This is a genomic window from Haloplanus salinarum, assembly GCF_009762275.1.
Taxonomy (GTDB): Archaea; Halobacteriota; Halobacteria; order Halobacteriales; family Haloferacaceae; genus Haloplanus; species Haloplanus salinarum.
This window is the reverse complement of sequence record NZ_CP034345.1, coordinates 121,301-146,707: the sequence shown is the minus strand read 5'-3', so window position 1 is coordinate 146,707 and position 25,407 is coordinate 121,301. Positions and strand designations below refer to the sequence as shown.

Here is a 25,407-nt window from a genome sequence, read left to right as displayed (position 1 = left end):
ACAGTCACCCTCCGCCGGTTCCACCGCGTCGACGGCGGATCAGTAACGCTACGAGCGAGATCGAGACGATCCCGGACAGCCACGCGATCGACGACGGGTCGAGTGTCGCGGGTTCGCTGACCGACGCGTTCGTCCGATCGGCAGGGGTCGGTGACGGAAGGGTCGAGGACTGGGTCGGCGATTCGCGTTCCGTGCCGTCCTCGTCGACCGGTGTGGCACCGGACGGGGCGTCCGTCGTCGGGGCCGCGACGACGAACGTCTCGGCGTCGACCCCGTCGACGCCCACCGCGTACCGCCCCGGCGACCGTGGCTGGACGGTGAACCGAACTCTCGCCGTCTCGCCGGGTGCCAACTCGACGGCGCGCGTGTCGATTCGCTCGCCGTCGATCGACAGACTGATGTTTCGCTCCCCGGCCGCGAGGCCGTCGTTCCGGACAGACACCGCGACCGTCGAGGGCTCGCCTGGCACGACGGTCGAGCGCTGCGGACCTGCGTCGACGATCCGAAGGTCGGGGGTTCGGACGCCCACCACGAACGTCGAGAACCCGGGCGACTCGGCTTCGAACACCGCACGGCCGTTCTGCATGCCGACGTACCTCGCGTCGAGTGAGTGCCAGCCGCCACCGTCGCTGTGTCGGACCACGAGACGGTCGGCGGTGGTTCCTCTGGCCTCGAGATACGCCGGCGCGGCACTGAATCGGAGCGTGGCGGACTCGACCGAACCTCCGTCCGTCACTTCGACTGCCCCGAGGGCACTGATCCCGGTGTTAGCGTCCGGTCGCTCCGTCCCCTCGAGCACCCGGACATCGACCGACATCGAGCCGCCGTCGCCGGTCACGACCAACTGGTCGAGGGTGAGCGTCTCCGTCTCGATGGCGTCGACCACCAGTCGGTCCGTATCGAGCGTGACCGGCGCCCCGGCCGGCGCGTTCGTTACGGTGAACTCCCGAGCGTCGTCGCTCGGCGCGTAGGAACTGACCGAACGGTTGTCGTCCGACGTGGCGGCTCCCCCGGTGGCCTCGGCGTCGACGTCGCCCGGTTCGGCGACCCGCGCGTGGACGGTCAGGTCCTCCAACAGCCCGTCGGTGGTTCCGGTCGTGTCGACTCGCATCCCGACGGTCGTCGATCCGTTGGCCGGCAGGACGACGGCGTTGGCCTCGGACTGGATCGGCCGACCGTCCGCCCGGAGAGTGACCGACTCCGAACCGTGCGTGATCCAGATGCGTGCGAACCGCTCGCCGCCGTAGTGGACGACGAACACGTCGTCGAGAATCGTGACGGCGTCGACGCCCACACCGTCGCCCTCGAGGTTCGGATTGGCCGCGGTGAGGTCGACGACGAGTTCGCCGTCGGCGAGGTAGGCATACCCCCCGTTCGGTCCCGACGACGGGGAGAGTGACACCTCCTCCCCGACGGGATCCGACGCTCCGGGGAAGGCGCCGGTCCCGACGGCGAAGGTGGCGGCGGACAGTATCAGAACGCCCACGGCGAGACGCGCGATGACTCGGCTCATCGGACGACAGTGGAACATCGAACTCCCGACGCTTCAGTATAGGGTGTTTGAACCGGGTATCATACCGATTGAAACGGTCGCCACCGCCTCAGTTCTTGCCGCTGATAATTCGCCCCCGCGACTTTTACGTCGTCAGGTAGACAGTTTCGCCGAGAACGACCGATCGATTTCCCCCCACGATGAACGCGTTACGAACCGAAGACAGAGGCGTATCGAACACCGTCGGCGTCGTGTTGTTGGTCGGCATGGTCGTCCTATTGGCCGCGACGCTGTGGGTATTGGTGTCTGGACTGGCCGGATCGCTCGGGCCGGCCCCACCACAGGCCGCCTTCGATTTCGAGTACGAGACGGGCGTCAGCGACCCCAACTGTGCGATCGATCCCTGTGAGGTCGTCCGCGTCGTCCACACGTCGGGCGATACGTTCGACCCCGAGCAGGTCGAGGTGGTGGTGTACTACATGGACGGCGGAACGGAACAGCGGTACGCGACCGACTGGGTCGACGTCGTCGTCGATCCGGTCGACGCGGGTGAGCGGGTCCGCGTCTGGACGAACAGCCCCATCGACACGCTCGCGACCGCCCGGATCGAACTGCTCTGGACGAGCGAGGACGGCCAACACAGCGACGTGATCGCGCGGTGGGAGGGGCCGTCGGCGTGACACGTTGCCCCCGGTCGTACGTCCGATCCGACGGTCCCGGCCGGACCCCGGAGACTCCTCACTCCGCCGTCGCCGGAAACTGAACGGTCGTCAACCCCACGAACGAGCCCGCGGAGTCCTCGTCGGCGGCACTCAGGGTGACAGTGATGGGTCCTTCGACGATCCGATCCGTGAACAACCCGACTTCGAAGTTCGAGCGCTCCGGCGCCCCCGAGTCCGGTCCGTCGGGCAGGTGTTCGAAGGAATCCGTGGCGCCGTCGTCGCTGGTCGCCTCGACTCGGAACCCGGTCACGTCGCCGTCGTCGGTGTCGGCGACTTCGACCTTGTAGTAGAGGCCAGTGATCCCGCCGTCCGTGAACGTCGCCGATCCCTCGAACCGCTCCACGTCGAACCGGTCGGCGGGGAGTTCGGTCTCCCCGCCGTCCCCGGGAGCCTCGACGACGACGCCGAACTCGCGCTCGACGGCGTCGATTTCGCTCGTCTCGAGCGTATCGGCCAGCCACTCGGGATCGAGCTCCAGTATCCCCAGGGTGATCCGGTCGAGCGTGTCGTTCGATGCACTGGTTTCGAAGGACTCCCAGTTGGTGCCAGGTATGCCCTGCTGATACACCACCCGCATCGGCCCGTGTCTGTCGGGCATTATTCGGTCACCCCTTCGAGGTCCCGAGGACTCCGCGCGTCGGTTCGCATGCGTGATGTTCGGATCATCGGTCGTCACACCCTCGCGGGCGAAGCCCACCGACGGAATCGAACCGCCACTCCCCCGGATCGCCCGAGGAGTCACACACAGCGTGGGTGCCGGAGACGAGTCGTCACCCGTCCGACGAACGGGTGCCGCCCCGCGGTGGCTCCGGTTTCAGCATCTCTCGGTCGTCCGAACTGTTCGTCTCGTCGTCCGAGGTGGTGGTGTCGTTCGTAGTCATGCTGCGTTGGTGACGATCGGATCGTAGGACGTATCACGGAGCGTGACGCTGTTCCCGCTGATCGTGAGCGGGTCGGTGTAGTTCTCGGCCCAGATACCGCGGTAGTAGTTGTCCGTCAGCGTGTTGTTCGTGACCGTCGTGTCGGTGACGGTCCAGAGTAGGATGCCGGAGTAGACGAACTCGCCCGCACCCTCGCCGTTATTCGCCAACGTGTTGTCGTCGATGACGGTGCCCGACGACTCGAAGGCGTAGATTCCCTGCGCCGCGTTGCCGTCGACGTCGTTGTTCCGGATCGTGGTGTCTTCGGCGTTACCTAGGAAGATGCCGGGGTAGGGACTCCCCGATCCGAACCCGTTGTTCGAGACGGTGTTGTCCTCGATGGTGTTGCCGGTCGCACTGCCGGCCCCGTCGTTGAGCCAGATGCCGTTGTACGTGTTGTCTTCGAGAGTGTTGCCCGCGAGCGTGTTGTCGTCGGCACCGCTGAGGACGACCCCGGAGCCCTGGTTCCTGACGGTGTTGTTCTCGATCAGGTGGTCGTCCGTCGACCCGCTGAAGACGCTGATGCCGCGGCCGCTGCCGTCTTCGATGGTGTTGCCTGAAATCGTGTAGTTCGACGCACCGTCCGCGACGACGATCCCGGTCGAACAACCCGTGATGTTGTTGCCGCTGAGGGTGCTGTCCGAACCGAACGCCTCGATACCGAGCCCGCAGTCGTTGATGTCGTTGTTCTCGATCGTGTTGCTCGATCCGGCCGGAGTCGTCGAGACGCGGATGCCCTTCCCGCTCGGGAACTCGTCGTCCTCCAGTCCGTCGTCGAACGGATCCTTGTAGAACCCGCCGGGACTGCTCTCGGTGATCCCGTTGATCGTGTTGTCCCGGACGACCTGATCGCTGGACTGGACGTCGATGGCGCGGTTGCAGTTGTTGACCGTACAGCCGACGACTTCGGTGTCGGGGTGCTGGACGCGGATCCCGTAGTCGACGTCCGAGCCACCGTTCACGACGACCCCGTCGAGGACCGTGTTCGGCGCACCGCGAACCCGAACGCCGGTTCCGAACTCGCCGGTGTTGAAGCCGGAGGAGCCGTCGACCCGGACGTCCATCAGCGTCGTGTCGGACGCACCCGAGACGCCGCTGATCTGGATACCGTATCCGTACCCCTCGCCGTCGACCGCTTGGACCGCGACGTCGCGGACCTCCACGCCGGTCCCGACGATTTCGAGGGGTGCGATGGGGTCCCCCTCGCTTTGGTATCCCGTTCCCGTCGATTCGATGGTCGGGGTTCCCTCCGCACCGGCGATGGTGAGGTCGTCGACATCGACGAGGACGTCCTCGGTGTACGTGCCGGGTTCGACGAAGATGGTCGCTCCGGACTCGGCGCTGTCGACCGCCGCCCCGATCTGATTGAACCCGTCCCGGCCGTCGAGGTTCTTGCTGACGATGATCGCGTCGGGGTTCTGTGGCGCCCCGGCGCCGCCCTCGCCGCCGCCGGTCAGGTCCTGGAGCGCGTCGTTGACCCGCTTTCGCACTCGCGGCGGCACGTCGTCGAGGGTCAGCCCATCCTCCTGTTCGACGAAGTCCTTGATCGTCAGTGCCATCTACGGAGCCACCCCCGAGACGGTGATGGTGTCGTCGACGCTCGTGTTCGTGCCGCCGGGATACACGTCCACGACGAGGCTGTACGTCTCGGCGTTCCCCGGGGAGAGATTCACCGTCGGGAAGTTCGTGTCGGGGACGACCAACACGATCAGCGTGTTGCCCGAATTCGTGTCGACGAACGTCAGCGGCGTCACCGACACGTCCACGTCCTGAGTCCCCTGATTCCGGACCTCGAAGAGGTCCTCGATGACGGTGACGGCGTCGGTGTTGACGCCGGACCCGCCGCCGCTGGTCGTGTTGCTTCCCGTGAGATCGATCCCGAACTCGCCACCGCCGCTTTCGCTGACGTACTCGTCGTTCGCGTTACCCGTGTCGTCGATGGCGAGATACGCCAGTGCGTCGTCCGTGACCGACACGGACACGTCGCGGTTCGCCTGAACGGTCGTGAACGCACCCGTTCCGTTCACGACCGCGCCAGTACCGCCGATGGCACCGATGATCGCCAAGAGCTGTCGTCTGTTCATGATGTCACCGCCCTCTCAGGCGAAGCCCACCGGCGGAGTCGAACCGCCGTCACGGGGAACCGTGTCACGATCCTCCGGCGAAGCCGGAAGCCGTGAAGACCGATGTGGGTTGTACTGCGGATGGTCTCAGGGACTGACCGGGGTGCCACTACCGAGGAAACTGTCGGATTGCGCGTGGACAGTCGTACCCTTGTTGAACGTTCCGAGGGTGGTGCTGTCATCGGTGACGACTCGTGCGCCGATGTAGGCCGGCGTCCCAACGGGGAGTTCCAGTTCCTGGGTTGACCCGTCGATCCGATCCCGGTTGCTATCACCGGTCACGTAGAACTCGAGGTAAGCGCCGCTCTGGGCACCGTTGCCGTCGATGTCCACGTTATCTATCTGGACGAAGATGGGTTGCGTCCCCTGATTCTCGATCACGAAGATGTTGTCGAACTCGTAGATGGAGTCCTTGCCGACACCCTGACCACCGCCGATGTTGTTCCCGTTGAAATCGAGGACGAGCTCGTTGCCTTGGGATTGGATGTCCTCGGAGATCGACGCGTTTTCGGTGCGTCCTTGGGGGAGTTCGTCGTCCAGCGAGAGGTACGCGTTTTCCTCGTTGGCAACGCCCACCGACACGGAGCGCTGGGCGGTCGTGCTAGTGAACGCACCGGTACCGAACACGGTGCTTCCAGCAGCCGCCATCCCGACACCGGCCAACAGTTGTCTACGCTTCATGTTGGATCAGTCCATTACGTCGCGTCCGCGTCGATCGTGAGCGTTCCAGAGAGGTCGGACGTGCCGGAGTTGACCGCGAAGTCGACGTCGATCGAATCGCCCGTCCCGAGCGTGGCATCACCGGCATCGTCGGACAGGGAGGCAGCGATGCCATCGCTACCGGGTGCCGAGATCTCGGTGCCCTGACCTTGGATAGAGATACCGCTTCCGGAGAGCGAGACATCGACCTCCTGCGTGCCCTGGTTCTCGATCTGGAACACGCTCTCGAGGACGGTGTTGGCGTTCGGGTTGACACCGGTTCCGCTGTTTCCGCTGTCGTCGAAGTCGATGACGATTTCTCCCGAGCCCTGTCCGGAGACGTACTGATCGTTCGCGTCACCGGACGTATCCAGGCCCAAGTAGGCGGAGGCGTCGTCTTCGACTGCGACGTCCACGCTTCGATCCGCTTCCACGCTCGTGAACGCACCTGTCCCTACCGTCGCCGCCCCGCCGGCAGCGATCGATCCCATCGTCGCGATGAATTTTCGCCGTTCCATAGTTGGTCACGTGCCCCGTCGGGAGCACGTCTCACCCCTGTACATCCATCCACCTTGTTGTGAGGCGATTGAAACGACGGAAACGAAGTCGTAGAACCGGTTCAACGGCTCGATTGACGGGAGCCAACGACCGTTTGACGTCGTTTCAAGCCGGGATTGAGTGGGTGTTGGACGGGCCTGAAAGACCCGTCGGCGGCGGTTACTTATGTGACAGGGGGATGTGACGCTAGTTCGATACGTATGGGGGGTACGTCGAACGGAACGAGTCTCGCACGGGACGACGTCTACGAGGTACTGAGCAACCGACGACGGCGGTTCGTCATCCACTACCTGCAGCGGAACGGGCCGCGGGCGGCGCTGGGGACGCTCGCGGAGCACGTCGCCGCGTGGGAGAACGGCATCGACGTCGCCGCGGTGGGGTCGGACGCGCGCAAGAACGTCTACACGTCGCTCCAGCAGTTCCACCTCCCGAAGATGGAGGACCTGAACCTGGTGATCTTCGACCAGCGCGCCGGCGAGGTAGAGCTCACCGACGACGCGGACGACGTCGACCTCTACCTGGAGGTCGTTCAGGGCCACGACGTGCCTTGGAGCCTCTACTACCTCGGAGTGGGGACGTTGACTGGGGTGGTGACGCTCGGTCACGCGCTCGACCTGCCGGTGCTGGCTGGGATTGGCGACGCCAGCCTGGCGATGTTCACGATCGTCGCCATCGCCACACTGGCGCTGGTTCACACCTACTACACCCGCGGGATGCGACTGGGCTCGGAGGGACCACCGCCGGAAGTCGAGGGATGAGCCGTCGACGCCGACGGATCGTGGCGGTGCTCGCGCTGTGCGTAGCGGCGAGCATGGCCCTCGGTGTCGGCGGATACTCCGCCGCCTCGGCGGACCGGAGCGTGAGTGTCACCGTCGCCGAACCGTCGGAGGCGTATCTGGCACTCGACGGCAGCCTCCAGTGCGGGATGGGCCACGGCGTCGGGAACAACAAGGGCTTCGTTCACAACCGGTTCCCCGAGAACACCACCGTCGAACGGATCGACGTCACGGTCACGGCGGTCGACGGCTACGTCCGTGTCGGTACCGGCGGGCAGGCCGAACAACTGGGGCCGGGCGAGTCGGCCGACCTGACCTTTTGGGGACCGTACGATTCCGGTGACTCGGCCGGAATACAAGTGAAACCACCCACCGCCAACAACGTCTCCGGTGCCGACTCGTTGCACGTCGAAATCGACTCGGCAACCGGACCGAACGTCGGCGTCTCCGGGGCGACACGAACGTACGAGGTCGACTGCCCCGGAACGTACGGTCGCAACTGAGCTGTCGGTGGGGGGTGACGAAGAGGGAGCGAAAGCGGACTGGCTGGGCGTCGGTCGACGAACGACTCGACGCCGGGAGTTTATAGTAACGCGGACCGCTCCACCGAGCCATGACACTCGTCCGAACCACGCGGAGTGATCGCCCGTGACCGGCCGCGCTCCCGACCTCCACCCCGAAGCGGAAACGATCCTCGACCGCGTCGATCTGCCGCCGACCGCCTCGCTCTCGGTCGAGGGCGCCCGGGAGGCGCTCCGTGACCTGCTGGTCGCCGAGGAGCCGCCGGACGACGACCTCACGGTCCGTGACCTCTCGATTCCCGGACCCGGGGACGATCCGGAGACGTCGCTGCCGATCCGGACCTACACGCCGCCCGGTGGGGGGGCCCGACCGGTGTTCGTGTACCTCCACGGCGGCGGGTGGGTCCGTGGCGACCTGGACACTCACGACGGACTCTGTCGTCTGCTCGCCGAGGCGGCCGACTGTGTCGTCGTCTCGGTCGACTACCGGCGGGCGCCGGAACACCGCTTCCCGGCGGCGGTCCACGACGCCTACGCGGCGACGGCGTGGGCGGCGGAGTACGCCGAAATCGTCGGCGGCGACCCGGACCGGGTGGCGGTGGGGGGTGACAGCGCCGGCGGTAACCTGGCGGCCGCGGTGACGCTGCTAGCGCGGGAGCGCGACGGGCCGGAACTCGCCCACCAGGTGTTGCTCTACCCGGTGACCGACTACGCGTTCGACACGTCGTCCTACGACGAGAACGCGGCGGGATACCTGCTCTCCCGGGCGAGCATGCGTTGGTACTGGGAGCGCTATCTGGGCGACGATATCGACGGCGCCAACCCCTACGCGTCGCCGCTCCGGGCGCGGGATCTGTCGGGACTGCCGTCGGCGACGGTGATCACCGCCGGCTACGACCCGCTGCGGGACGAGGGGGCGGCGTACGCGGACCGCCTGCGCGAGGGGGGCGTCTCGGTCACCCACGAGAACTACCCGGGGATGGTCCACGTGTTCGCCTCGTTCCCGGACCTCGACCGGGCGCGGGACGCACGGCGGGTGATCGCCGACGGACTGGCGACCGCCTTCGGCCGGGACTGATACGGATTATTGTAACTGTTCACCGGTGGTTCGCCAGGACAGTCCGGCGAACCACCGGTACTGACGCACAATAAACAGGATGAGGCGGCGATTCTCGCCGCCGATAGCCGCCACACACGTCTTTTATGTAACGCGCGCGTATTCACGGTAATGTTACTGATCCGCGGGACGGGTGGGGACACGACGCTCACGGGGACGGTCTACGAGCGGGGTGAGCGGGCGCCGAGCTTCCGTGGCGCGCCCGACGAGGACGCAGCCTACGTCTGGGTCTGCGACGAGTTCTACGAGGTCGAGAGCGGCGGGTCGACCACCCGCATCGACGGTGAGGAGATCCAGGTCGCCTTCGAGTCGCCGATGCCGCGCGGGTTCGACACCCGGGAGCAGGCCATCGAGGCCGCGAAAGAGCACCTGCGGACACAGTTCGCGCGGGTCGGCGTCCCCGAGTCGACGGTGTCGATCGAGATGGAGAAAGCCGATCCGATCGACTGATACGGATTATTGTAACTGTTTACCGGTGGTTCGCCGGACCACTCTGGCGAACCACCGGTAACGACTTACAATAAACAGTATGAGACGGAGTATTGTCACTGTTCACCGGTGGTTCGCCGGACTGTCCTGACGAACGATCGCTAACGACTCGTCATCGTATGAGTGCGCGCTGACGGACTCAGAACTCCTCGCCCCAGCGGTGGTCGTCGTAGGTCCGGACGAAGGGCGAGTCGAGTCGTTCCTCGAACTTGCGCCGGAGCGCGGCCTTCTCGTCGACGCCGATTCGGGCCAGCGCGTCCGCCCGCTCGACGACCGGGGGCGGGCCGCGGGCGGTCGCTACGTCCCGGAGGATCTGCCGCGTGAGTCGATCCCGGGCGTCGGGGTCGCGGGTGAGGCCGGCGGGGGCCTCGACGCGATAGCAGAGGTCCTCGCGGGGGTCGTAGACGACGAAGAAGGTCACCTCGTAGTCGGCCGGGTCGCGGCGTCGGTCGACGCCGAGGGCGTCGCCGTCGGCCGCGAGCGTTCGGTCGGACCCCCCTCGGGACCGGAACCAGTTGGTGAAGGTGAGTCGATCCGTCGGTCGGCCCTCGTCGCCGTCGGGTTCCAGCAGGCGCGTGAAGAGGGCGGTGTCGTCGACCCACGGCGCGTCCACGCCGTTCTCGCGGAGCGTCCGGGTGATCAACTTCGGCGAGGGGTTCTTGACGAATCCCGCGACGGCGACGTCCCGGTCCAGGAGTCGCTCGACGAGGCGGACGTAGTTCTCGACGATCGCTCGGGGTTTGGCCTCCGTCGCCAGCGCGCCGAGTTCGGCGTCCCGGTCCTGCCAGTTGAGGAGTTCCTTCGGGTAGAGCGGACCGTCGAGGAGCAGACAGTCGTCGACGACATCGGCGTGTTCGAGGGCGTGGGAACTCTCAGCGAGGTAGAGCGCGAGGGCGTGGACGACCCCCTCGGCGTAGCGGTTCACGCGCGGGGCGTGCAGGATCTTGTTCCGGAAGTAGCCCTCGTCGCGGCGCGCCCAGTCGGTCCCGAGCGCGAGCGTCGGATCGTTCGCGTGGACGGTCGTCACCAGACTCCGGGCGCGGTGCAGGTCGAGGTCGGACGGCTCGGCGGCCATCGCGGCGTGGGCGACGTCGAGAACCAGTCCGTTCTTGAACGTGGTCGGGTTGATGGTGCCGGAGTCGAGGCCGTGGACGGTCGGGTAGGGCGAATCGATCAGCGCGACGTCGTCGACGGGGACCGAGCGGAGACGGCGCTCGCCGAGCGGATCGATCACCGTCCGGCCGTCGGCCCGGAGGGGGTCGAGGAACTCCTCGAACGCCGTCCGCGCCAGGTCGTCGTGGTCGGTGTCGTCGACCCGGCGAGCGAGGCGGCCGGCCAGGTCGGCGATACCGTCGACGTGGACCGGATCGAGGGTCATGGGGAACCAACCGGACGGGGACACAAATACCCACCCGATCGGTTCGATCACGGGCCGCCGAAGGCGGCACGCTCATACGCCTCGCCCGGATAGGCGACGGTATGGATACGGCCGCGGTGGCGTTCGACCTCGACGACACGCTCGCGGTGACGAACGTCGACCGCGAGACGTTGCTGGCGTCGGCGCTTCGGGCGGTCGACGCCCCGGCCCGCTCCCGGGAAGCGTATCTCGACGCCCACGCCGACAACCTGACTGCACGGAGTCGGGAACCGGTGTTCGAGACCCTCCTCGACGGGACGGACGTCGACCCCGCGGCGCTGGCCCGGGCGTATCGCGAGCGGGTGAACGAGGCGCTATCGCCCGTTTCCGGCGTCGAATCGATGCTTACGAGGCTCGCACGGCGGTACCGACTCGGCCTGCTGACGAACGGGCCGGTCGTCGCACAGCGGTCGAAGCTCCGGGTCCTCGGGTGGAGCGACCGGTTCGACGCCGCGCTGGTCACCGGCGATTTGAGCGCGGGCAAGCCCGACGCGGCCGCCTTCGAACGGCTCCTCGACGCCCTCGACACGGACGCCGCGGCGACGGTGTTCGTGGGCGACGACGTCGAGGCGGACGTGCGGGGCGCGACGGCCGCCGGCCTCGACGCGGTGCAGGTGACGTTCCCCGGCGGCCCCGACCCCGATCCGGCGGCCATCGCACACGTCGAGCGCGACGAGTTGGCGGCACGGCTCCCGCGGATCCTGTCCTCGCGGTAGCCCGGGTCAACGGGCGGCCACCGCGCGCTCGAAGACCGACAGGACGCGCTTCACCTCGGCGCCGTCTTCGACGAAGACGACCGTTCGCGGCGGCTCGACGGCCTTCGGGCGGACTCGCAGACCCGCCTCGTTCGCGGCCTCGACGACGGACTCGTGGGCGAGCCGGAAGTCGAGGCGGACGCGTTCGGGGTGGACGAACGCCGTCGCCAGCGGGTCGTCGCCGGCGCGCACCACGTACGCGCGACTGCCGTCGGTCGTCGGGTCGACCTCGGGGTCGGCGTCGGTCACCGACACGGTCGCGAGGCGGCCCTCGTGGCCGACCAGATCGGAGGCGAGCAACTGTGCGATGCGGACGCCGTCCGCGAGCGTGGAGTCGACCATGGGTCGAAAACGGGCCGGAGCCGTTTCAAGGCTCCCCGTTCCGGCAAGCGTACCGCGACGAGGGGTTTAAGCCTCCGCGCGGCCTTCCTTGTAGGGGAATGAACGACCTTCGAACGGGGCTGAGTTACGGCGACGCCCTGCTGGTGCCGAAGCGATCCCCGGTGGACAGCCGGGACGATGTCGACCTCGCGACGGCGTTCACGCCAGGGGTCGAACTGGCGACGCCGCTCGTCTCCGCGGCGATGGATACGGTCACCGAGGCGGAGATGGCGACCGAACTCGGGCGCGCCGGGGGTCTCGGCGTGATCCACCGCTTTCTCTCACCCGAGAAGCAGGCCCGAGAGGTCGAGCGAGTCGTCGACGCGGGCGTTCAGGTCGGCGCAGCCGTCGGCCTCGACGAGGATTACGTTTCGCGGTGTGAGCGGCTGGTCGAGGCTGGCGTCGACGTCCTCGTCGTCGACGTCGCACACGGCCACCTCGAACGCGCGCTCGCCGCCGTCGAGCGGGTCGCGGCGGCGTTCCCCGACACCGACCTGGCGGCGGGCAACGTCGCGACGCCCGCGGGCGTCGAGGACCTCGCGGCCGCGGGGGCCGACTGCGTGAAAGTCGGGATCGGTCCGGGGTCACACTGCACGACGCGGAAGGTGGCCGGCGCCGGGGTGCCACAGCTGACCGCCGTCGACGACTGTGCGCGGGCCGCCGCGGACCTAGACGTGCGGATCTGTGCGGACGGTGGCATCCGCAACTCGGGCGACGCGACCAAGGCGCTGATGGCCGGGGCGGACACGGTGATGCTCGGCAGCCTGTTCGCCGGAACCGACGAGGCCCCGGGAGCCGTCGTCGAAGTCGACGGCACGCGGTACAAGCGCTCCCGAGGGATGGCCACCACCGCCGCGGCGGAGGACCGCGACGACAAGGGAGCGGACGTCGATGCCGACGAGGGCGTGGAGGCGCTGACGCCGTACAAGGGACCCGTGGCGGACGTCGCGAGGGAGTTCCTCGCCGGCGTCCGGTCCGGGCTCTCCTACTGCGGCGGCCACACGATCCCGCACGCTCGGGACCGGGCCGAGTTCGTCCGCGTCGCTGCGAGCGCGCGGGAGCGCGAAGGGTTCCACGCGGACCACGACTGGGAGGGCGTCTCGGTGGAGAGCGAGGCGAGCGGTGCCCGCGCGTCGGGGGCCGAAGCCGCCGACGGCGACGACTGATACGGATTGTTGTAACAGTGTACCGGTGGTTCGCCGCACTGTGCTGGCGAACCACCGGTAATGACGTACAATAAACAGTATGACGGATCGGCGACGATCACGCGGAGTCGGCGTCCGACTCCGACTCGGTCCCCTCCCGGAGGTCGGCGAGGGCGCGGTCGGCGGCGGCGTCGACGTCGATTCCCCGGCGGCGGGCGTAGAGGACGGCCGCGGCCTCGATGGTGACGCCGAGTTCGCGCTGTCGCTCGTTGATCGCCGCGACGGCCTCCTGTTTCTCGACGCCGGCCTCGACGAGTGCGGCGAGTACGCGCTCGAACGCGGACTGCTCCCGAAGGACGGACTCGTCGGGGACGAACCCGGAGGGGATGGTGACGGCGGAGGGGTCGAACGACGCGACCAGGTCGTCGCCCTCGCGGGCGAGGAGGCCGCGGCCGGCCGCCACGTCGACGAGGCGCTTGGCCTGATCGGGCGTGAACCAGTCCCGGTCCAAGGAGAGGGCGACGACGAACTCCCCCTCGTCGAGCCGGGACCGCCCCCGGTCGCGGAACGGCGCCGCCACCGCGGTTTCGAGGCTCATGCCCCAGAAGGCGGGGGCAGCCCACTAAACCCTATCCGTTCCGGCTCCGCGTTCCGAGCGATTCAAGTAGCTGCTAGGACTGGATAGCCGTATGAAAGACCAGGGACGCTCCACGCGCAAGCGGACGGGCGGCCGCCTCCGGCCGTTCCGAAACAAGAAGCGGTACCAGCTGGGCCGTCAGCCGGCCGAAACGACGGTCGGCGAACCCCGGTTCCAGACCATCGACGCCCGCGGGACGGAGACGAAGACGCGGGCGCTCGCCACGAACGTCGCCCAGGTCGCCGACAGCGGCGAGACCGTCGAGGCCGAAATCGAGAACGTCGTCGAGAACCCCTCGAACACCAACTACGCCCGGCGAAACATCCTCACGAAGGGCGCCATCATCGAGACGAGCGAGGGTCGGGCCCGCGTCACGTCCCGTCCCGGTCAGACCGGTCAGGTCAACGCGGTTCTGCTGGACTGAGACGGTTATCGTAACTGTTTCCCGGTGATTCGCCGGGGAAGTCCGGCGAACCACCGGTGATGACTTACAATAAACGGGATGAGACGCCGGCTACGGCGTCGGTGCCGCCTTCTGCAGTGCCGTCTCGGCGATGTTGCCCCCGTAGTCGGCGCTCCGTGACAGCGAGTCGACGACCAGCCCCAGTAGCTGTGCCCGCGTCGGGTCGAGTTCCCGCAGGAGTTCGTCGATGGAGCGGGCGTGCCCATCGATGCCCTGAACCGACTCCCGAGCCTCGTTGGCGCGGCGCGTCGACTCGTCGCTCTCGTCGAGGAAGAGCGCGTCCATCGCGGCGTCGGTCACGGCCGAGGCGTCGTCGTGAAGCTCGTCGAGGGCGGCGGCGACGTCGTCCGGAACCGGCTCCTCGAACTCGAGCGAGAGGTGGGCGATCTTGGTCGCGTGGTCGGCGATGCGTTCGAGCTGTCGGGCCGCGGACTGGTAGTCGAAACACACCTCGCGGGTGACGCCGAGTTCTTCGGCGGCACGGGGGCTCCGGAGGGTCGCCCGGAAGATACGGGAGACGACCATCCAGAGACGGTCGACGTCGTCGTCGCGCTGGATGACGTCGCGGGCCAGGTCGGCGTCGAGGTCCACCAGCGCCCGCACGGCGTCCTCAAGCATCGAGAGCGCGATGAGTCGCATCCGGGTGACGGCGTTGTTGATCGACAGCTCGGAGGAGTCGAGCAGGTCGCGGATGACCACCCGGTCACGGGTCTCCTCCAGGACTTCCAGGCCGACGAGGCTCTGGGTCGCCTGCCTGATCGTTCGCCGCTGGTCGGTCGTGATGCGGGTACTCTCCAAGGCGATAATGTCGAATCCACTGACGTACATCGTCATCACGGCCCGGATGAGCTCCTCGCCGTCCAGATCGCCGATGTCGAGGGTCCCCTCGGTCCGCTCCTCGCCGGTCCGGGGCGTCATGAAAAGCGAGTCACCCTCGGGGTAGAAGGCCACCTCGCTTCCCGCGGAGACTCCGTTGTCGGTCGCCCAGTCTTTCGGGATCGATACCGTGTACGTCGATCCGCCCGTCACCTGCACCTTGCGGGTCTCGACCATACGCGAAGGAAACCGGCGGGGAGAAATAAAACCATCCATATCTATATACTCCTCTAACCGAGCGTGCTGGATCGCCACTCCACCAGGGGTGACGGCCCGTACGGGTGGCCGCTACCGAGCCACATATCGCCCTATAGGCGGAGTAACCGGAATAAGGCTCCGAGATTCTCGTCGATCGGATATCGAGCTGTGGCTCGCGAATCCGGCGGCGAGCGCCCCGGATGGGACCATCGTCATCGGTTGCCGTACGTAGATCTATATAGTTATAATAGAAGGGTACTTACGTCACAGTCGGCCACTGACGGGTGATGACTGACGAACCCGCAGGTGGGTCCGCATCGCGCCGAAAGTTCCTGACCGCGGCCGGCTCGGCCGGTGCGCTCGCCCTCGCCGGTTGTACGCAGAGCGGCGACGACGGTGGCGACGGCGGCGACGGCGGCGACGGGGAGCTCTCCGGCACCATCGACATCGCGGGTAGTTCGACCGTCTTCCCGCTGGCGACGGCGATGGCCGAGCGATTCCAGCAGGAACACTCCGAAGTCAACGTCAACATCCAGTCGACCGGTTCCGGTGGCGGGTTCGCGAACCACTTCTGCCCCGGTCGGACGGACTTCAACAACGCCTCCCGCCCGATCCAATCCGCGGAGGAAGAGGCGTGTTCGGAGAACGACATCACGCCGGTCGAGTTCACCGTGGCCACGGACGCACTGACGATCGTCGTCAACAACGAGATGGACATCGACTGCATCACCGTCGAGGAACTCCGCCAGATCTGGTCGGCCGAGGATCCGCCGACCAACTGGAGCGACGTGAACGACGACTGGCCGGACCAGGAACTGGAGCTCTACGGCCCGACCGACGCCTCGGGGACCTACGACTACTTCATCGAGGCCATCATCGGCGAGGAGGGCCCGGGCCACCGCCAGGACTACTCCGCGACCGAGCAGGACCGCACGATCATCCAGGGCGTCGAGGGCTCGGAGAACGCCATCGGCTATCTCGGCTTCGCGTACTACTCCCAGAACCAGGACCGCGTGACGGCCCTCGGCGTCGACGACGGGAGCGGCTGTACCGAGCCGTCGCTGGAGACCGCTCGAGCCGGCGAGTACACGCCCCTGTCCCGGCCGCTTTTCACCTACGCCAAACAGGAGTCGCTGGCCGAGGAACACGTCGCCGAGTTCGCCCGCTACTGGATCGAGAACTCGACCAGTCAGGAGATCGTCGCCGACGAAGTCGGCTACGTCCCCCTCAGCGACGAGGATCAGCAAGCCGCGATGGACGCCCTCGAATCGGCCATCGAGAACGCGCAGGGTTGAGCGACGCCCGAACGAAGGGTTTTTCGACCGAGCGTGAATCCGACCACACACTAGATGAGTACGGACGACCTGACACAGGACCTCACCCGGCGGACGGAGAACGCGCCACAGGAGCTGTTGACGCGCTCGTTTTTCTTCCTGTGTGCGGTGCTGTCCATCGTCACCACGGTCAGCATCATCGTCCTGTTGACCACCGAGGCGGCGAAGTTCTTCACCGTGACTGCCCCGCTGATGGGCGTCGAGGGAGCGACCGCGTCGGTCGTCGACTTCCTCACCGGCACGGAGTGGGTGATCAACAACGAACAGTTCGGCGTCCTGCCGCTGGTGTCGGCGACGCTCGCGATCACCATCGGCTCCGCGGCCGTCTCGCTTCCCCTCGGCGTCGCGACGGCCATCTACCTCAGCGAGTATGCGACCCCGCGTGCGCGCTCGGTGTTGAAGCCCGCACTGGAGGTACTGGCCGGGGTGCCGACGGTCGTCTACGGCTTCTTCGCCGTCGTCTACATCACGCCCGCACTCAAGACGATCATCCCCGGGCTGGGCACGTTCAACATGCTCTCTGCGAGCATCGTCGTCGGCATCATGATCATTCCGATGGTGGCCTCGATCAGCGAGGACGCGATGTCGGCGGTGCCCGACTCGCTGCGGCAGGCCGGCTACGGGATGGGCGCGACGAAGTTCGACGTCTCGGTCGGCATCGTCGTTCCCGCCTCGCTCTCGGGCATCTTCTCCTCCTTTATCCTCGCGCTCTCGCGAGCCATCGGCGAGACCATGGCCGTCACCGTCGCCGCGGGCTCACAGGCGAACCTCCTCAATCCACTCAATCCCGCCGCGTACCTGGAGGGGGCACTCCCGATGACGGCCGCGATGGTGAACCTGCTGACCGGCGACATCACCGGGGGCGGGGTCGCCTACCGGAGCCTCTTCGCCATCGGCCTCACCCTCTTCGTCATCACGCTCGTCATGAACGTCATCAGCGACCTCGTCGCACAGCGGTACCGGGAGGAGTACTGAGATGGCGACCGAACGTGGCAAGATCGAGGATTTCGGCCACGTCAGCCGGACCGTGGGCACCGTCTTCCGGTATCTCCTGCTCGCGGCGACGCTGTTCGGCATCGTCGCGCTGACGGTCCTGCTGATCTACGTCGCGAACGACGCCATCCAGCCCCTGACGGCCGATCCGGGGTGGCACCTCACCTTCCTCCTGACGCTCGTCCTCCCGACGCTCGCCGTCGGGGCGTACCTCTTCCGGACCGACCCGGCCTCCTTCCGGTTCGGCGGGGCCGTCGTCGGCACGCTCGCCGTCAGCACCATGTTCGCGGGCGGCGTGGCGATGCTCTTCGTCGATATCGTCGAACCGATCACCTGGTTCGCCTACGTCTTCGCCCTCTGTCTCGCGTTCGTCGGCGTCGTGGGCATCGAGCGCTTGGACCGGCGGCTTCCCTTCCTCGCACGCTTCGTCGCCGCCGGTGCGGCCGTCCTCCTGTCGGTGCTGTTCGTCCCCGGCCTCGTCACGTCGCTCCCCGTCTACCCGAGCGACGGCGTGTTGCTGACGCTCTCGGTCGGCACGCCCATCGCACTCGTCGTCGGCCGCTACGCCGCCGTCGATGACGGCCGGCGTCGGCGGCTGGCCGCGGTCGGCGTCGCCCTCGCCGCCGTCGGCCTCGGCGCGTTCGTCGGGGCGCTCGTCGGCGTCACGCCGGTGCCGGCGACGGTCGTCCTGGCGGTCGCCATCGTTCCGACCGGCGGCTACGCCGTCGGCCACGTGCGCCGCTTCCCCGAGCGACGCGCCGGCCTCGGGTTCGCCGCCGTGATCCTCGGCGGGACGGTCGTCGGGGCCGTCGCCGTCGACGCCCTCGGGTTCGCCGGCCCGCAGTCCTGGGTCGACTGGGGGTTCCTCACCAGCGCCCACAGCGGGACCGCCGCCGACGCCGGCCTCTATCCGGCCATCGGCGGCTCGATCCTGCTGATGGTGACCGTCGCCGCCCTCTCTTTCCCGCTCGGGGTCGGCGCCGCGGTGTACTTGGAGGAGTACGCTCCCGACAACCGCCTCACCCGCTTCATCGACGTCAACATCTCGAACCTGGCGGGCGTCCCCTCCGTCGTCTACGGGTTGCTCGGGCTCGGCGTGTTCGTCACGTACCTCGGTCAGCCGACCGGGACCGTCCTGATCGGCGGGGCGACGCTCGCGCTCCTCATCCTCCCCATCGTCATCATCTCCGCGCGCGAGGCGCTCCGGAGCGTCCCGGATTCCATGCGCCAGGCGTCGTACGGGATGGGGGCGACCCGCTGGCAGACGATCAAGAACGTCGTCCTCCCGCGGGCGTTCCCCGGAATCCTGACGGGGACCATCCTCGCGCTCGGCCGGGCAATCGGCGAGACGGCGCCACTCATCATGATCGGCGCGCCGAACGTCCTCTTCTCCCTGCCGACGGAGCTCTCCTCGAAGGTGAGCGCGATGCCCCTGCAGGTGTACGCCTGGGCGAGCCTCTTCGCCAGCGACCCGTTCTATCAGGCGGCCGTCCCGGCCGGCGTGGTGGTCCTCCTCGTCGTCCTGCTCAGCATGAACTCCATCGCCATCGTCCTCCGAAACAAGTACCAGAGCGACCGGTAACTACCCATGACAGACAACCCGAACCAGGAGTACGCGGCCGACGAATCGACCGACGATCCGACGACTGACGACATGGCCATCCGGACGGACGTAAGCGAGAGCGTCGCCGCGTCCGGCCCGACGATGAGCGGCGACCCCGTCGTCCGCGCCGAGAACGTCGACGTCTGGTACAACGACGATCAGGCGCTTCAGGACATCAGCCTCGAAATCCCGGAGAATCGGGTGACGGCCATGATCGGCCCCTCGGGCTGTGGGAAGTCCACCTTCCTCCGGTGTATCAACCGGATGAACGACATGATCGACGCCGCACGCGTCGAGGGCGACCTCTATCTGCGCGGGAAGAACGTCTACGACGACGACGTCGACCCCGTCGCGCTCCGTCGGCGCGTCGGGATGGTGTTCCAGTCGCCCAACCCCTTCCCCAAGAGCATCTACGACAACGTCGCCTACGGCCTGAAGATCCAGAACAAGGACGGCGACTACGACGAAATCGTCGAGGACTCCCTGAAGCGGGCGGCGCTGTGGGACGAGGTCAAGGACCAACTCGACACGTCCGGCCTCGACCTCTCGGGCGGGCAGCAACAGCGGCTCTGTATCGCCCGGGCCATCGCCCCCGACCCCGAGGTGATCCTGATGGACGAACCCGCCTCGGCGCTCGACCCGGTCGCCACCTCCAAGATCGAGGACCTCATCTCCGAACTCGCCGAGGAGTACACGGTCGTCATCGTCACCCACAACATGCAACAGGCCGCCCGCATCTCGAACAAGACCGCCGTCTTCCTCACCGGCGGCGAACTCGTCGAGTTCGACGACACCGAGAAGATCTTCGAGAACCCCGACAGCCAGCGGGTCGAGGACTACATCACCGGGAAGTTCGGCTGATCGGGTCGTCCCCGACGTCGGCGGTCGCCCGGGAACCGGTACGTGGTGGATCGGCGACGATCGCCGCCCGTTTCTATATATTCCTCCGTGACATCCTCCCCGCCGTGAACGGCGGGGCTTCCCGTACCGCAGGTGGGATATTTGCCGGTCTACGACACGACTTGTTCTCTCGTGTGAAACGTCCCGCTCTCGCGGTCGAACAAGTGTGTCGATGGCTGTGCCACACAGCCGTTACTCCTATCCTCACCGTGAGGATTCGGAGTTATCTTCTGCCGCATGTTCTCCGCTCCGTTGCAATCTGCGTTCCCGACCAAGCCACACGACTGGCAGACGTACAACCCTCGCTCAACACGGTTCGCTTTCGTGTCGTCTCCACACGCCGCACAGGTCTTCGAGGTGTCCCACTCGTTCTCCTTTAGCACCTCAACACCGCGTATTTCGCCCTTGTATTCGAGGTACTGGAAGATGCGGTCGAAGGCCCACGTATGGAGTTTCTTGTTGCCTGTCTTCCCCCAGTCGGACTCTCGAACAGTCTCGGGCCAACTTACTGCGAGCGTGCCCACACCGCGTTCGACACACTCTGTGATGATGGCGTCTGAGAGGGCGTGGTAGAAGTGCGTCTCACGGTCAGTGAGTTTCTGACGTGCCCACATCGACTTCTCAGACGGGCCGTTCTCACCTTCCGTGTCGTACTCAGCACGCTTGAAGTAGTGCTTGTCCTGCTTGAGCGAGTTACCGGGGTAGAGAACGTATTCGTCCGGGAACGCGACCGTAGCGATATTTGTGATACCGAGGTCAATACCGGCCACTTCGTCACCTGCTGGGTCGTTTGTTTCGAGTTCGACTTTACAGACGAAGTGCAGTTCCCACTCGTCACCGTTCCAGACCGCACGAACGTTCTGCACCGAGAGGTCAACGTCAGGACGAGTCTGGTACTCGCAGAGCAAGAAGTCCGAGAAGTGTTTCTTCAGGTTCGAGCCTTTCGAGAGTCGAACTCGATTGTTCTCGGAGTCGTGTTTGAACCCGTCTTCTTTGAACGTAACCGTGGAACGTGGTCGTTCGTCGCCGTGTTTCCGGTAGCCGGGCGGATTTGCCTTGTCGTCTTTCTGTCGTAGGTCGAACCACGACTGGAAAGCGTCAGAAAGTTCTTCAATGACTTTCTGACTGGATTGTGCGTTCAAGTCTTTCCAGCACGAGCGGTTCTTCATATACGATTTAAGCGAACCTTCGTTGGGAATCGTACCGATTGCGTCCCAAACTCGTTGGGCTGTCCATCGTGCGACGTTCCAGATCTTCGAGGCGGAATCCCCGAGCGAGTCGAGGCCATCGCAGACCTGCCGGTGGTTCTGGATGGAACCAACGAAGGTGCGCGTGACCTGAATCGCCATACATAGCCTATGTCGAAACAATTATTTAATGACACGGATTGGCGTGGACTATCCGGTCTGTCATCGACGGTGGACTGCGTAGGAAGTGTCGGATTCACTCCCGGCGTAAACGGCGGGATTCTCTCCTAGCAGGAAGATAGAGGACTATTGACGGGGGGATAACGCTTAGGGGGGTCGAGGAGAGTGTACTGGTATGGCTCGAACGGATTATCAGTCGTCGCTCGAGGACCTCCGCGACGACGTTCTCTACATGAGCGAAGTCGTCGCGGAGCGGTTGCGGACGGGGCTCGACGCCCTGGAACGGAAGGACGAACGGATCGCCCGGGAGGTGATCGACGGCGACGCCGAGATCAACGACATGTACCTCGAACTGGAGGGGGAGTGTGTCGACCTCATCGCCCTCCAGCAGCCGGTCGCGAGCGACCTGCGCTTCATCGCCGCCTCGTTCAAGATCATCACCGACCTCGAACGCATCGCGGATCTCGCGGTGAACCTCGGCGGGTACACGCTCGACGCCGAACGCGACCTCTTCCCGGACGTCGACATGCAACGGATCGGACGGGCGACCCTCGACATGCTCGACGACGCGATGAGCGCCTACGCCGACGAGGACGTCGACCTGTGTTACGATGTCGCCGACCGCGACGAGGAGGTGGACGCGATGTGCGAGGCCGCCAGCGAACTCGTCGTCCGCGACCTGATCGAAGGCGATTACCTCGGGGAGAGCGAGGACGACGCCGAAATCGAGACGTTGATGCAGGACGTCTCCCGCCTCCTGCTCACCATCCGCGACCTCGAACGCGTCGGCGACCACGCCGTCAACGTCGCGGCACGCACCCTCTACATGGTCGAGAACGACGACGAACTGCTGTACTGATCACGCGTCGGTCGCCCCGCCGACCGCCCGCCGCATCAGCGTCGCCTCCGCCTTCCGCAGGTGTTCAGCCGCCGTCCCCGGGGCGACGTCGAGCGCCGCGGCCACGTCCGCCACCGTCCCCTCGCGCGGCGAGTCGTAGTACCCGCAGTCGACGGCGGCCGCGACGGCTTCGCGTTGGCGGTCGGTGAGTCGTGGCCCCGACGGCCCGGCCCGACGGCGGTACGGGCCGACCGACTCCACCGTCGCCCGCATCCCCGCGGGCAACGCTTCCACGGCGGCGTCGATGTCGGCCGGCGTCCCGACCAGCGTCACCCGGGTCGTGCCGTCCGGTTCGAACGCGACCGGCGGCACCACGACGAGCGTCCCCCGGGCGAAGGCGTCGATGTAGCGCCGGTCCGCATCCGTCGCCCGGTCGCGGACACAGCAGTAGAAGACGCCGTCGACCGGGTCGGTGAGGGCGTAGGCCACCGTCGCCGCCCGCGCGTCGAGTTTCGCACGGAACGGCTCGGGGTCGCCCCGGATCCGAAACACCATCGCGTTCGTCCCGTCGAGGACCGTGTTCCAGTGGAGGAGCGTCGCCCGTTCGATGTCGTCGTGATGCATCTCGAAGGAGTGCATCGGGTGACGCCGTTCGGGGTCGTGGTGCACCCGCAGTCGGGCGTACTTCATCGCCCGGGCTTCGGACGGCAATAAATAAAAAACCTCATCCACGAGGCAGTTTCGACTCCCGGCGTCGCGCCCAACGCCGATCCATGACGCCGATCCGACTCGCGTTCGGGGCCGGACTGCTGTCGGCCGCCGGCGTATACGTCCTGGTGCTCGGAACGCTCCTGACCGACCACGAGTGGTGGCCGCCCGGCGACCGGACGCCGGCGTACTACGTCCACTGGACGCTCGTGGGCGTCTTCGACGTCGCCCTCCTCGCGACGGCCGTCCTCGACTGGAACGGGTGGGGACTCCCACCGGCCGTGGCCGCCGTCGGAGTCGGCTTCGGACTCTGTGGCACCGCCGTCTTCGTCTGGGGCGCACGGACGATGCGCTCCGCGGAGACGATGGGCGTGACGGGTGAACTCTACACCGGCGGCCCGTACGCCTACACGCGCAACCCACAGTACCTCGGCATGATCGTCGGCGTGATCGGATTCGGCCTCGCGGTCGATTCGGCACTCGTCGCCGCCCTCGCCGCCGTCCACGTCGGCTGGGTCCTCCTTCTGCCGCGCGCCGAGGAACCACATCTGCGGGCCGAGTTCGGCGAGGAATACGATCGCTACGTCGCCCGCGTTCCACGGTTCGTCGACCCCTCCACGTTCTCCGGGGCCGAGGACGACGAACTGCCGAACTGATCCCCCTCTTATGACGGCACGAAACCCGGAACCACGGCTCGAATCGTCAGCGACCGACGAATCCCTCGCCGACCTGCTCTCCCCGTACACGGTCGGCCGTGATACCCACCTGAACGCACCCGCGTTCGTCGTGCGTCCCGACGAGGTGCGGGCGGCGCTGTCGACGCTCCGGGGCGCGGCCGGATTCGACCACTGTTCGTGTGTCACCGCCCAGGAGTACGAGAACCGCTACGAGACCATCTATCACCTCCGGAAGTACGACGATCCCACTGACGAAGTGAGCGTCGTCGTCCCGGCACCGAAGTCGTCGCCGGTCTCCGAGAGCGGGAGTTCGGTCTACGAGACGGCGAACTGGCACGAGCGGGAGGCCTACGACCTGGTCGGCATCGAGTACGATGATCACCCTGACCTGCGTCGTATCCTCCTGCCCGAAACCTGGCAGGGTCACCCGCTCTCCCGCGACTACGATCGGAACCGGCCACAGGTCGTCCGCTACGACGAGAACGCGAATCCGGTCGGCGACGACGACCAACGCGGGGAGACGATGTTTCTCAACATCGGCCCCCATCACCCGGCGACCCACGGCGTGTTGCACCTCGAAACCGTCCTCGACGGCGAACAGGTGGTCGACGTGGACCCGGACATCGGCTACATCCATCGGTGTGAGGAACAGATGGCTCAGTCGGGGACGTACCGGTACCAGATCATGCCGTATCCGGATCGCTGGGACTGGGGTGGCGGGGGACTACTGAACGAGTGGGCCTATGCCCGGACCGCGGAGGACCTCGCGGACATCGACGTCCCCGAGTACGCGCAGGTCATCCGGACGATGAGTGCGGAACTGTCGCGTATCCTCTCGCACCTGCTCGCGGTCGGAACGTACGCCCTCGACGTCGTCGGTGACTTCACCGCCACGTTCATGTACGCCATCAACGACCGCGAGTCGGTGCAGAACATCCTCGAAGAGCTGACGGGTCAGCGCCTGATGTTCAACTACTTCCGTCTCGGGGGGGTCGCCTGGGATCTGCCCGAACCCCGGGTGGAGTTCGTCGAGCAGGTTCGCGCGTTCCTCGACGACCTCCCCACACGGTTGGAGGAGTATCACGACCTCCTCACGGCCAACGAAATCCTGCAGATTCGCACCGTCGATACGGGCGTCCTCCCACCGGCGGTGGCCAAGCAGTACGGCTGTACCGGCCCGGTCGCCCGGGGGTCGGGCATCGACTACGACCTGCGCCGCGACGACCCCTACGGCTACTACGACGAACTCGATTGGGACGTCGCCGTCGAGGACGGCCGTGACAACTACGCCCGGTTGCTCGTCCGCCTGCGCGAGATCGAGGAGTCCGCGAAGATCATCGAGCAGTGCGTCGACCGCCTGGAGGACTGGCCGGAAGACGAACGGCGGGTGCAGTCGAACGTCCCGCGGACCATCCGCCCGGACGACGACGCCGAAATCTACCGCGCCGTCGAGGCCGCGAAAGGCGAACTCGGCGTCTACATCCGTGCCGACGGCACCGAGAAACCCGCCCGGTTCAAGATTCGAGGCCCGTCGTTCTCCAACCTGCAGGCGCTTCCGGAGATGTCCAACGGTGAGTACGTGCCCGACCTCATCGCGACACTCGGTAGCCTCGATACGATAATGGGCGAAGTCGACCGATGACGTGACCGGGTCCGGCCGGTCGGGGCTGAAAGAGTTAACAGCCGTCGGCGAGACGG

At 66.6% G+C, this 25,407-nt stretch carries 27 protein-coding genes; 15 read left to right on the top strand and 12 right to left on the bottom strand.

The features are described from left to right. Positions 1 to 4: 4 nt before the first annotated feature. Positions 5 to 1,513, bottom strand: a complete 1,509-nt coding sequence (locus tag EI982_RS02010) for a CARDB domain-containing protein (protein ID WP_199243694.1) — start codon at positions 1,511 to 1,513, stop codon at positions 5 to 7. A gap of 179 nt (positions 1,514 to 1,692) precedes the next feature. Between EI982_RS02010 and EI982_RS02005 the strand changes: the two genes are divergently transcribed. Beyond that, positions 1,693 to 2,172, top strand: coding sequence for an archaellin/type IV pilin N-terminal domain-containing protein (locus EI982_RS02005; RefSeq protein WP_157687898.1), 480 nt, complete (start codon positions 1,693 to 1,695; stop codon positions 2,170 to 2,172). Positions 2,173 to 2,230: 58 nt separating this feature from the next. Here EI982_RS02005 and EI982_RS02000 read toward each other — a convergent pair whose 3' ends face one another. The 5 genes from EI982_RS02000 to EI982_RS01980 form a co-directional block, all read right to left on the bottom strand. Then, positions 2,231 to 2,812, bottom strand: coding sequence for a hypothetical protein (locus tag EI982_RS02000; RefSeq protein WP_157687897.1), 582 nt, complete (start codon positions 2,810 to 2,812; stop codon positions 2,231 to 2,233). Between the two features lie 279 nt (positions 2,813 to 3,091). Beyond that, the gene (locus EI982_RS01995) at positions 3,092 to 4,693 is read right to left on the bottom strand and encodes a right-handed parallel beta-helix repeat-containing protein (protein WP_157687896.1); all 1,602 of its coding nucleotides are present in this window, start codon (positions 4,691 to 4,693) and stop codon (positions 3,092 to 3,094) included. After that, positions 4,694 to 5,218: a hypothetical protein gene (locus tag EI982_RS01990; RefSeq protein WP_157687895.1), complete on the bottom strand. Its 525-nt coding sequence runs from the start codon at positions 5,216 to 5,218 to the stop codon at positions 4,694 to 4,696. 126 nt (positions 5,219 to 5,344) lie between these two features. Continuing rightward, the gene (locus EI982_RS01985; protein ID WP_157687894.1) at positions 5,345 to 5,938 is read right to left on the bottom strand and encodes a DUF1102 domain-containing protein; all 594 of its coding nucleotides are present in this window, start codon (positions 5,936 to 5,938) and stop codon (positions 5,345 to 5,347) included. Positions 5,939 to 5,952: 14 nt separating this feature from the next. Continuing rightward, positions 5,953 to 6,474 carry a hypothetical protein gene (locus tag EI982_RS01980; RefSeq protein WP_157687893.1) on the bottom strand — a complete coding sequence of 174 codons (522 nt, stop codon included), beginning with the start codon at positions 6,472 to 6,474 and terminating at the stop codon, positions 5,953 to 5,955. Between the two features lie 240 nt (positions 6,475 to 6,714). On the opposite strand from EI982_RS01980, the gene EI982_RS01975 reads away from it, so the two are divergent. From EI982_RS01975 to EI982_RS01960, 4 genes are all read left to right on the top strand, one after another. Next, positions 6,715 to 7,272 carry a DUF7344 domain-containing protein gene (locus EI982_RS01975; protein ID WP_157687892.1) on the top strand — a complete coding sequence of 186 codons (558 nt, stop codon included), beginning with the start codon at positions 6,715 to 6,717 and terminating at the stop codon, positions 7,270 to 7,272. Next, on the top strand, positions 7,269 to 7,793 hold the full coding sequence (locus EI982_RS01970) for a hypothetical protein (protein WP_157687891.1): 525 nt from the start codon (positions 7,269 to 7,271) through the stop codon (positions 7,791 to 7,793). Before EI982_RS01975 ends, EI982_RS01970 begins: the two co-directional genes overlap by 4 nt. A gap of 145 nt (positions 7,794 to 7,938) precedes the next feature. Further along, entirely contained in the window at positions 7,939 to 8,889 is a 951-nt protein-coding gene (locus tag EI982_RS01965; protein WP_157687890.1) for a LipP1 family hormone-sensitive lipase, read from the top strand. A gap of 150 nt (positions 8,890 to 9,039) precedes the next feature. Beyond that, on the top strand, positions 9,040 to 9,378 hold the full coding sequence (locus EI982_RS01960; RefSeq protein WP_157687889.1) for a DUF7113 family protein: 339 nt from the start codon (positions 9,040 to 9,042) through the stop codon (positions 9,376 to 9,378). 178 nt (positions 9,379 to 9,556) lie between these two features. On the opposite strand, the gene EI982_RS01955 is transcribed toward EI982_RS01960, so the two are convergent. Next, positions 9,557 to 10,795 carry a DNA double-strand break repair nuclease NurA gene (locus EI982_RS01955; protein WP_157687888.1) on the bottom strand — a complete coding sequence of 413 codons (1,239 nt, stop codon included), beginning with the start codon at positions 10,793 to 10,795 and terminating at the stop codon, positions 9,557 to 9,559. A gap of 101 nt (positions 10,796 to 10,896) precedes the next feature. Between EI982_RS01955 and EI982_RS01950 the strand changes: the two genes are divergently transcribed. Next, positions 10,897 to 11,550 (top strand): HAD family hydrolase, encoded by a 654-nt coding sequence (locus EI982_RS01950; protein WP_157687887.1) that lies wholly within the window; start codon positions 10,897 to 10,899, stop codon positions 11,548 to 11,550. 6 nt (positions 11,551 to 11,556) lie between these two features. Here the strand turns inward: EI982_RS01950 and EI982_RS01945 are convergent, their stop codons facing one another. Continuing rightward, positions 11,557 to 11,931: a DUF7993 family protein gene (locus EI982_RS01945; protein WP_157687886.1), complete on the bottom strand. Its 375-nt coding sequence runs from the start codon at positions 11,929 to 11,931 to the stop codon at positions 11,557 to 11,559. Between the two features lie 98 nt (positions 11,932 to 12,029). Here EI982_RS01945 and EI982_RS01940 point away from each other — a divergent pair, with 98 nt between their 5' ends. After that, positions 12,030 to 13,136 carry a guanosine monophosphate reductase gene (locus EI982_RS01940; RefSeq protein WP_157687885.1) on the top strand — a complete coding sequence of 369 codons (1,107 nt, stop codon included), beginning with the start codon at positions 12,030 to 12,032 and terminating at the stop codon, positions 13,134 to 13,136. A 97-nt stretch (positions 13,137 to 13,233) separates the two neighbouring features. Here EI982_RS01940 and EI982_RS01935 read toward each other — a convergent pair whose 3' ends face one another. Then, the gene (locus tag EI982_RS01935; protein ID WP_157687884.1) at positions 13,234 to 13,713 is read right to left on the bottom strand and encodes a DUF2240 family protein; all 480 of its coding nucleotides are present in this window, start codon (positions 13,711 to 13,713) and stop codon (positions 13,234 to 13,236) included. Positions 13,714 to 13,804: 91 nt separating this feature from the next. On the opposite strand from EI982_RS01935, the gene EI982_RS01930 reads away from it, so the two are divergent. Beyond that, entirely contained in the window at positions 13,805 to 14,176 is a 372-nt protein-coding gene (locus EI982_RS01930) for a 30S ribosomal protein S8e (RefSeq protein WP_157687883.1), read from the top strand. 90 nt (positions 14,177 to 14,266) lie between these two features. Here the strand turns inward: EI982_RS01930 and EI982_RS01925 are convergent, their stop codons facing one another. Beyond that, complete coding sequence (locus EI982_RS01925; RefSeq protein ID WP_157687882.1) at positions 14,267 to 15,268, bottom strand: phosphate uptake regulator PhoU; 1,002 nt, start codon at positions 15,266 to 15,268, stop codon at positions 14,267 to 14,269. A 308-nt stretch (positions 15,269 to 15,576) separates the two neighbouring features. Between EI982_RS01925 and EI982_RS01920 the strand changes: the two genes are divergently transcribed. From EI982_RS01920 to pstB, 4 genes are read left to right on the top strand one after another with little or no spacing between them, the layout of a single operon-like run. After that, entirely contained in the window at positions 15,577 to 16,584 is a 1,008-nt protein-coding gene (locus EI982_RS01920; protein WP_157687881.1) for a PstS family phosphate ABC transporter substrate-binding protein, read from the top strand. 54 nt (positions 16,585 to 16,638) lie between these two features. Continuing rightward, entirely contained in the window at positions 16,639 to 17,598 is a 960-nt protein-coding gene (gene pstC, locus EI982_RS01915; protein ID WP_157687880.1) for a phosphate ABC transporter permease subunit PstC, read from the top strand. Between the two features lies 1 nt (position 17,599). Further along, positions 17,600 to 19,198, top strand: a complete 1,599-nt coding sequence (gene pstA, locus EI982_RS01910; RefSeq protein ID WP_157687879.1) for a phosphate ABC transporter permease PstA — start codon at positions 17,600 to 17,602, stop codon at positions 19,196 to 19,198. A gap of 6 nt (positions 19,199 to 19,204) precedes the next feature. Then, positions 19,205 to 20,080, top strand: coding sequence for a phosphate ABC transporter ATP-binding protein PstB (pstB, locus tag EI982_RS01905; RefSeq protein WP_157687878.1), 876 nt, complete (start codon positions 19,205 to 19,207; stop codon positions 20,078 to 20,080). A gap of 149 nt (positions 20,081 to 20,229) precedes the next feature. Here pstB and EI982_RS01900 read toward each other — a convergent pair whose 3' ends face one another. Next, positions 20,230 to 21,468, bottom strand: coding sequence for an RNA-guided endonuclease InsQ/TnpB family protein (locus EI982_RS01900; RefSeq protein ID WP_157687877.1), 1,239 nt, complete (start codon positions 21,466 to 21,468; stop codon positions 20,230 to 20,232). Between the two features lie 193 nt (positions 21,469 to 21,661). On the opposite strand from EI982_RS01900, the gene phoU reads away from it, so the two are divergent. Then, the gene (gene phoU / locus EI982_RS01895) at positions 21,662 to 22,345 is read left to right on the top strand and encodes a phosphate signaling complex protein PhoU (protein WP_157687876.1); all 684 of its coding nucleotides are present in this window, start codon (positions 21,662 to 21,664) and stop codon (positions 22,343 to 22,345) included. On the opposite strand, the gene EI982_RS01890 is transcribed toward phoU, so the two are convergent. Continuing rightward, on the bottom strand, positions 22,346 to 23,014 hold the full coding sequence (locus EI982_RS01890; protein WP_157687875.1) for a helix-turn-helix domain-containing protein: 669 nt from the start codon (positions 23,012 to 23,014) through the stop codon (positions 22,346 to 22,348). Between the two features lie 83 nt (positions 23,015 to 23,097). On the opposite strand from EI982_RS01890, the gene EI982_RS01885 reads away from it, so the two are divergent. Further along, positions 23,098 to 23,688 carry a methyltransferase family protein gene (locus EI982_RS01885; protein WP_157687874.1) on the top strand — a complete coding sequence of 197 codons (591 nt, stop codon included), beginning with the start codon at positions 23,098 to 23,100 and terminating at the stop codon, positions 23,686 to 23,688. Positions 23,689 to 23,698: 10 nt separating this feature from the next. Next, positions 23,699 to 25,351, top strand: a complete 1,653-nt coding sequence (locus EI982_RS01880; protein WP_157687873.1) for an NADH-quinone oxidoreductase subunit D — start codon at positions 23,699 to 23,701, stop codon at positions 25,349 to 25,351. Positions 25,352 to 25,407: the final 56 nt, after the last annotated feature.

Bases quoted from the DNA above. Each gene is read 5' to 3' on its own strand.
- EI982_RS01890 (WP_157687875.1), bottom strand. From the start codon at position 23,014: ATGAAGTACGCCCGACTGCGGGTGCACCACGACCCCGAACGGCGTCAC.
- EI982_RS01930 (WP_157687883.1), top strand. From the start codon at position 13,805: ATGAAAGACCAGGGACGCTCCACGCGCAAGCGGACGGGCGGCCGCCTC.
- EI982_RS01880 (WP_157687873.1), top strand. From the start codon at position 23,699: ATGACGGCACGAAACCCGGAACCACGGCTCGAATCGTCAGCGACCGAC.
- EI982_RS02005 (WP_157687898.1), top strand. From the start codon at position 1,693: ATGAACGCGTTACGAACCGAAGACAGAGGCGTATCGAACACCGTCGGC.
- EI982_RS01940 (WP_157687885.1), top strand. From the start codon at position 12,030: ATGAACGACCTTCGAACGGGGCTGAGTTACGGCGACGCCCTGCTGGTG.
- EI982_RS02010 (WP_199243694.1), bottom strand. From the start codon at position 1,513: ATGAGCCGAGTCATCGCGCGTCTCGCCGTGGGCGTTCTGATACTGTCC.
- pstA (WP_157687879.1), top strand. From the start codon at position 17,600: ATGGCGACCGAACGTGGCAAGATCGAGGATTTCGGCCACGTCAGCCGG.
- EI982_RS01975 (WP_157687892.1), top strand. From the start codon at position 6,715: ATGGGGGGTACGTCGAACGGAACGAGTCTCGCACGGGACGACGTCTAC.
- EI982_RS02000 (WP_157687897.1), bottom strand. From the start codon at position 2,812: ATGCCCGACAGACACGGGCCGATGCGGGTGGTGTATCAGCAGGGCATA.
- phoU (WP_157687876.1), top strand. From the start codon at position 21,662: ATGGCTCGAACGGATTATCAGTCGTCGCTCGAGGACCTCCGCGACGAC.
- EI982_RS01990 (WP_157687895.1), bottom strand. From the start codon at position 5,218: ATGAACAGACGACAGCTCTTGGCGATCATCGGTGCCATCGGCGGTACT.
- EI982_RS01945 (WP_157687886.1), bottom strand. From the start codon at position 11,931: ATGGTCGACTCCACGCTCGCGGACGGCGTCCGCATCGCACAGTTGCTC.
- EI982_RS01980 (WP_157687893.1), bottom strand. From the start codon at position 6,474: ATGGAACGGCGAAAATTCATCGCGACGATGGGATCGATCGCTGCCGGC.
- EI982_RS01900 (WP_157687877.1), bottom strand. From the start codon at position 21,468: ATGGCGATTCAGGTCACGCGCACCTTCGTTGGTTCCATCCAGAACCAC.
- EI982_RS01920 (WP_157687881.1), top strand. From the start codon at position 15,577: ATGACTGACGAACCCGCAGGTGGGTCCGCATCGCGCCGAAAGTTCCTG.
- EI982_RS01955 (WP_157687888.1), bottom strand. From the start codon at position 10,795: ATGACCCTCGATCCGGTCCACGTCGACGGTATCGCCGACCTGGCCGGC.
- EI982_RS01935 (WP_157687884.1), bottom strand. From the start codon at position 13,713: ATGAGCCTCGAAACCGCGGTGGCGGCGCCGTTCCGCGACCGGGGGCGG.
- EI982_RS01970 (WP_157687891.1), top strand. From the start codon at position 7,269: ATGAGCCGTCGACGCCGACGGATCGTGGCGGTGCTCGCGCTGTGCGTA.
- EI982_RS01960 (WP_157687889.1), top strand. From the start codon at position 9,040: ATGTTACTGATCCGCGGGACGGGTGGGGACACGACGCTCACGGGGACG.
- EI982_RS01985 (WP_157687894.1), bottom strand. From the start codon at position 5,938: ATGAAGCGTAGACAACTGTTGGCCGGTGTCGGGATGGCGGCTGCTGGA.
- EI982_RS01950 (WP_157687887.1), top strand. From the start codon at position 10,897: ATGGATACGGCCGCGGTGGCGTTCGACCTCGACGACACGCTCGCGGTG.
- EI982_RS01925 (WP_157687882.1), bottom strand. From the start codon at position 15,268: ATGGTCGAGACCCGCAAGGTGCAGGTGACGGGCGGATCGACGTACACG.
- EI982_RS01885 (WP_157687874.1), top strand. From the start codon at position 23,098: ATGACGCCGATCCGACTCGCGTTCGGGGCCGGACTGCTGTCGGCCGCC.
- pstC (WP_157687880.1), top strand. From the start codon at position 16,639: ATGAGTACGGACGACCTGACACAGGACCTCACCCGGCGGACGGAGAAC.
- pstB (WP_157687878.1), top strand. From the start codon at position 19,205: ATGACAGACAACCCGAACCAGGAGTACGCGGCCGACGAATCGACCGAC.
- EI982_RS01995 (WP_157687896.1), bottom strand. From the start codon at position 4,693: ATGGCACTGACGATCAAGGACTTCGTCGAACAGGAGGATGGGCTGACC.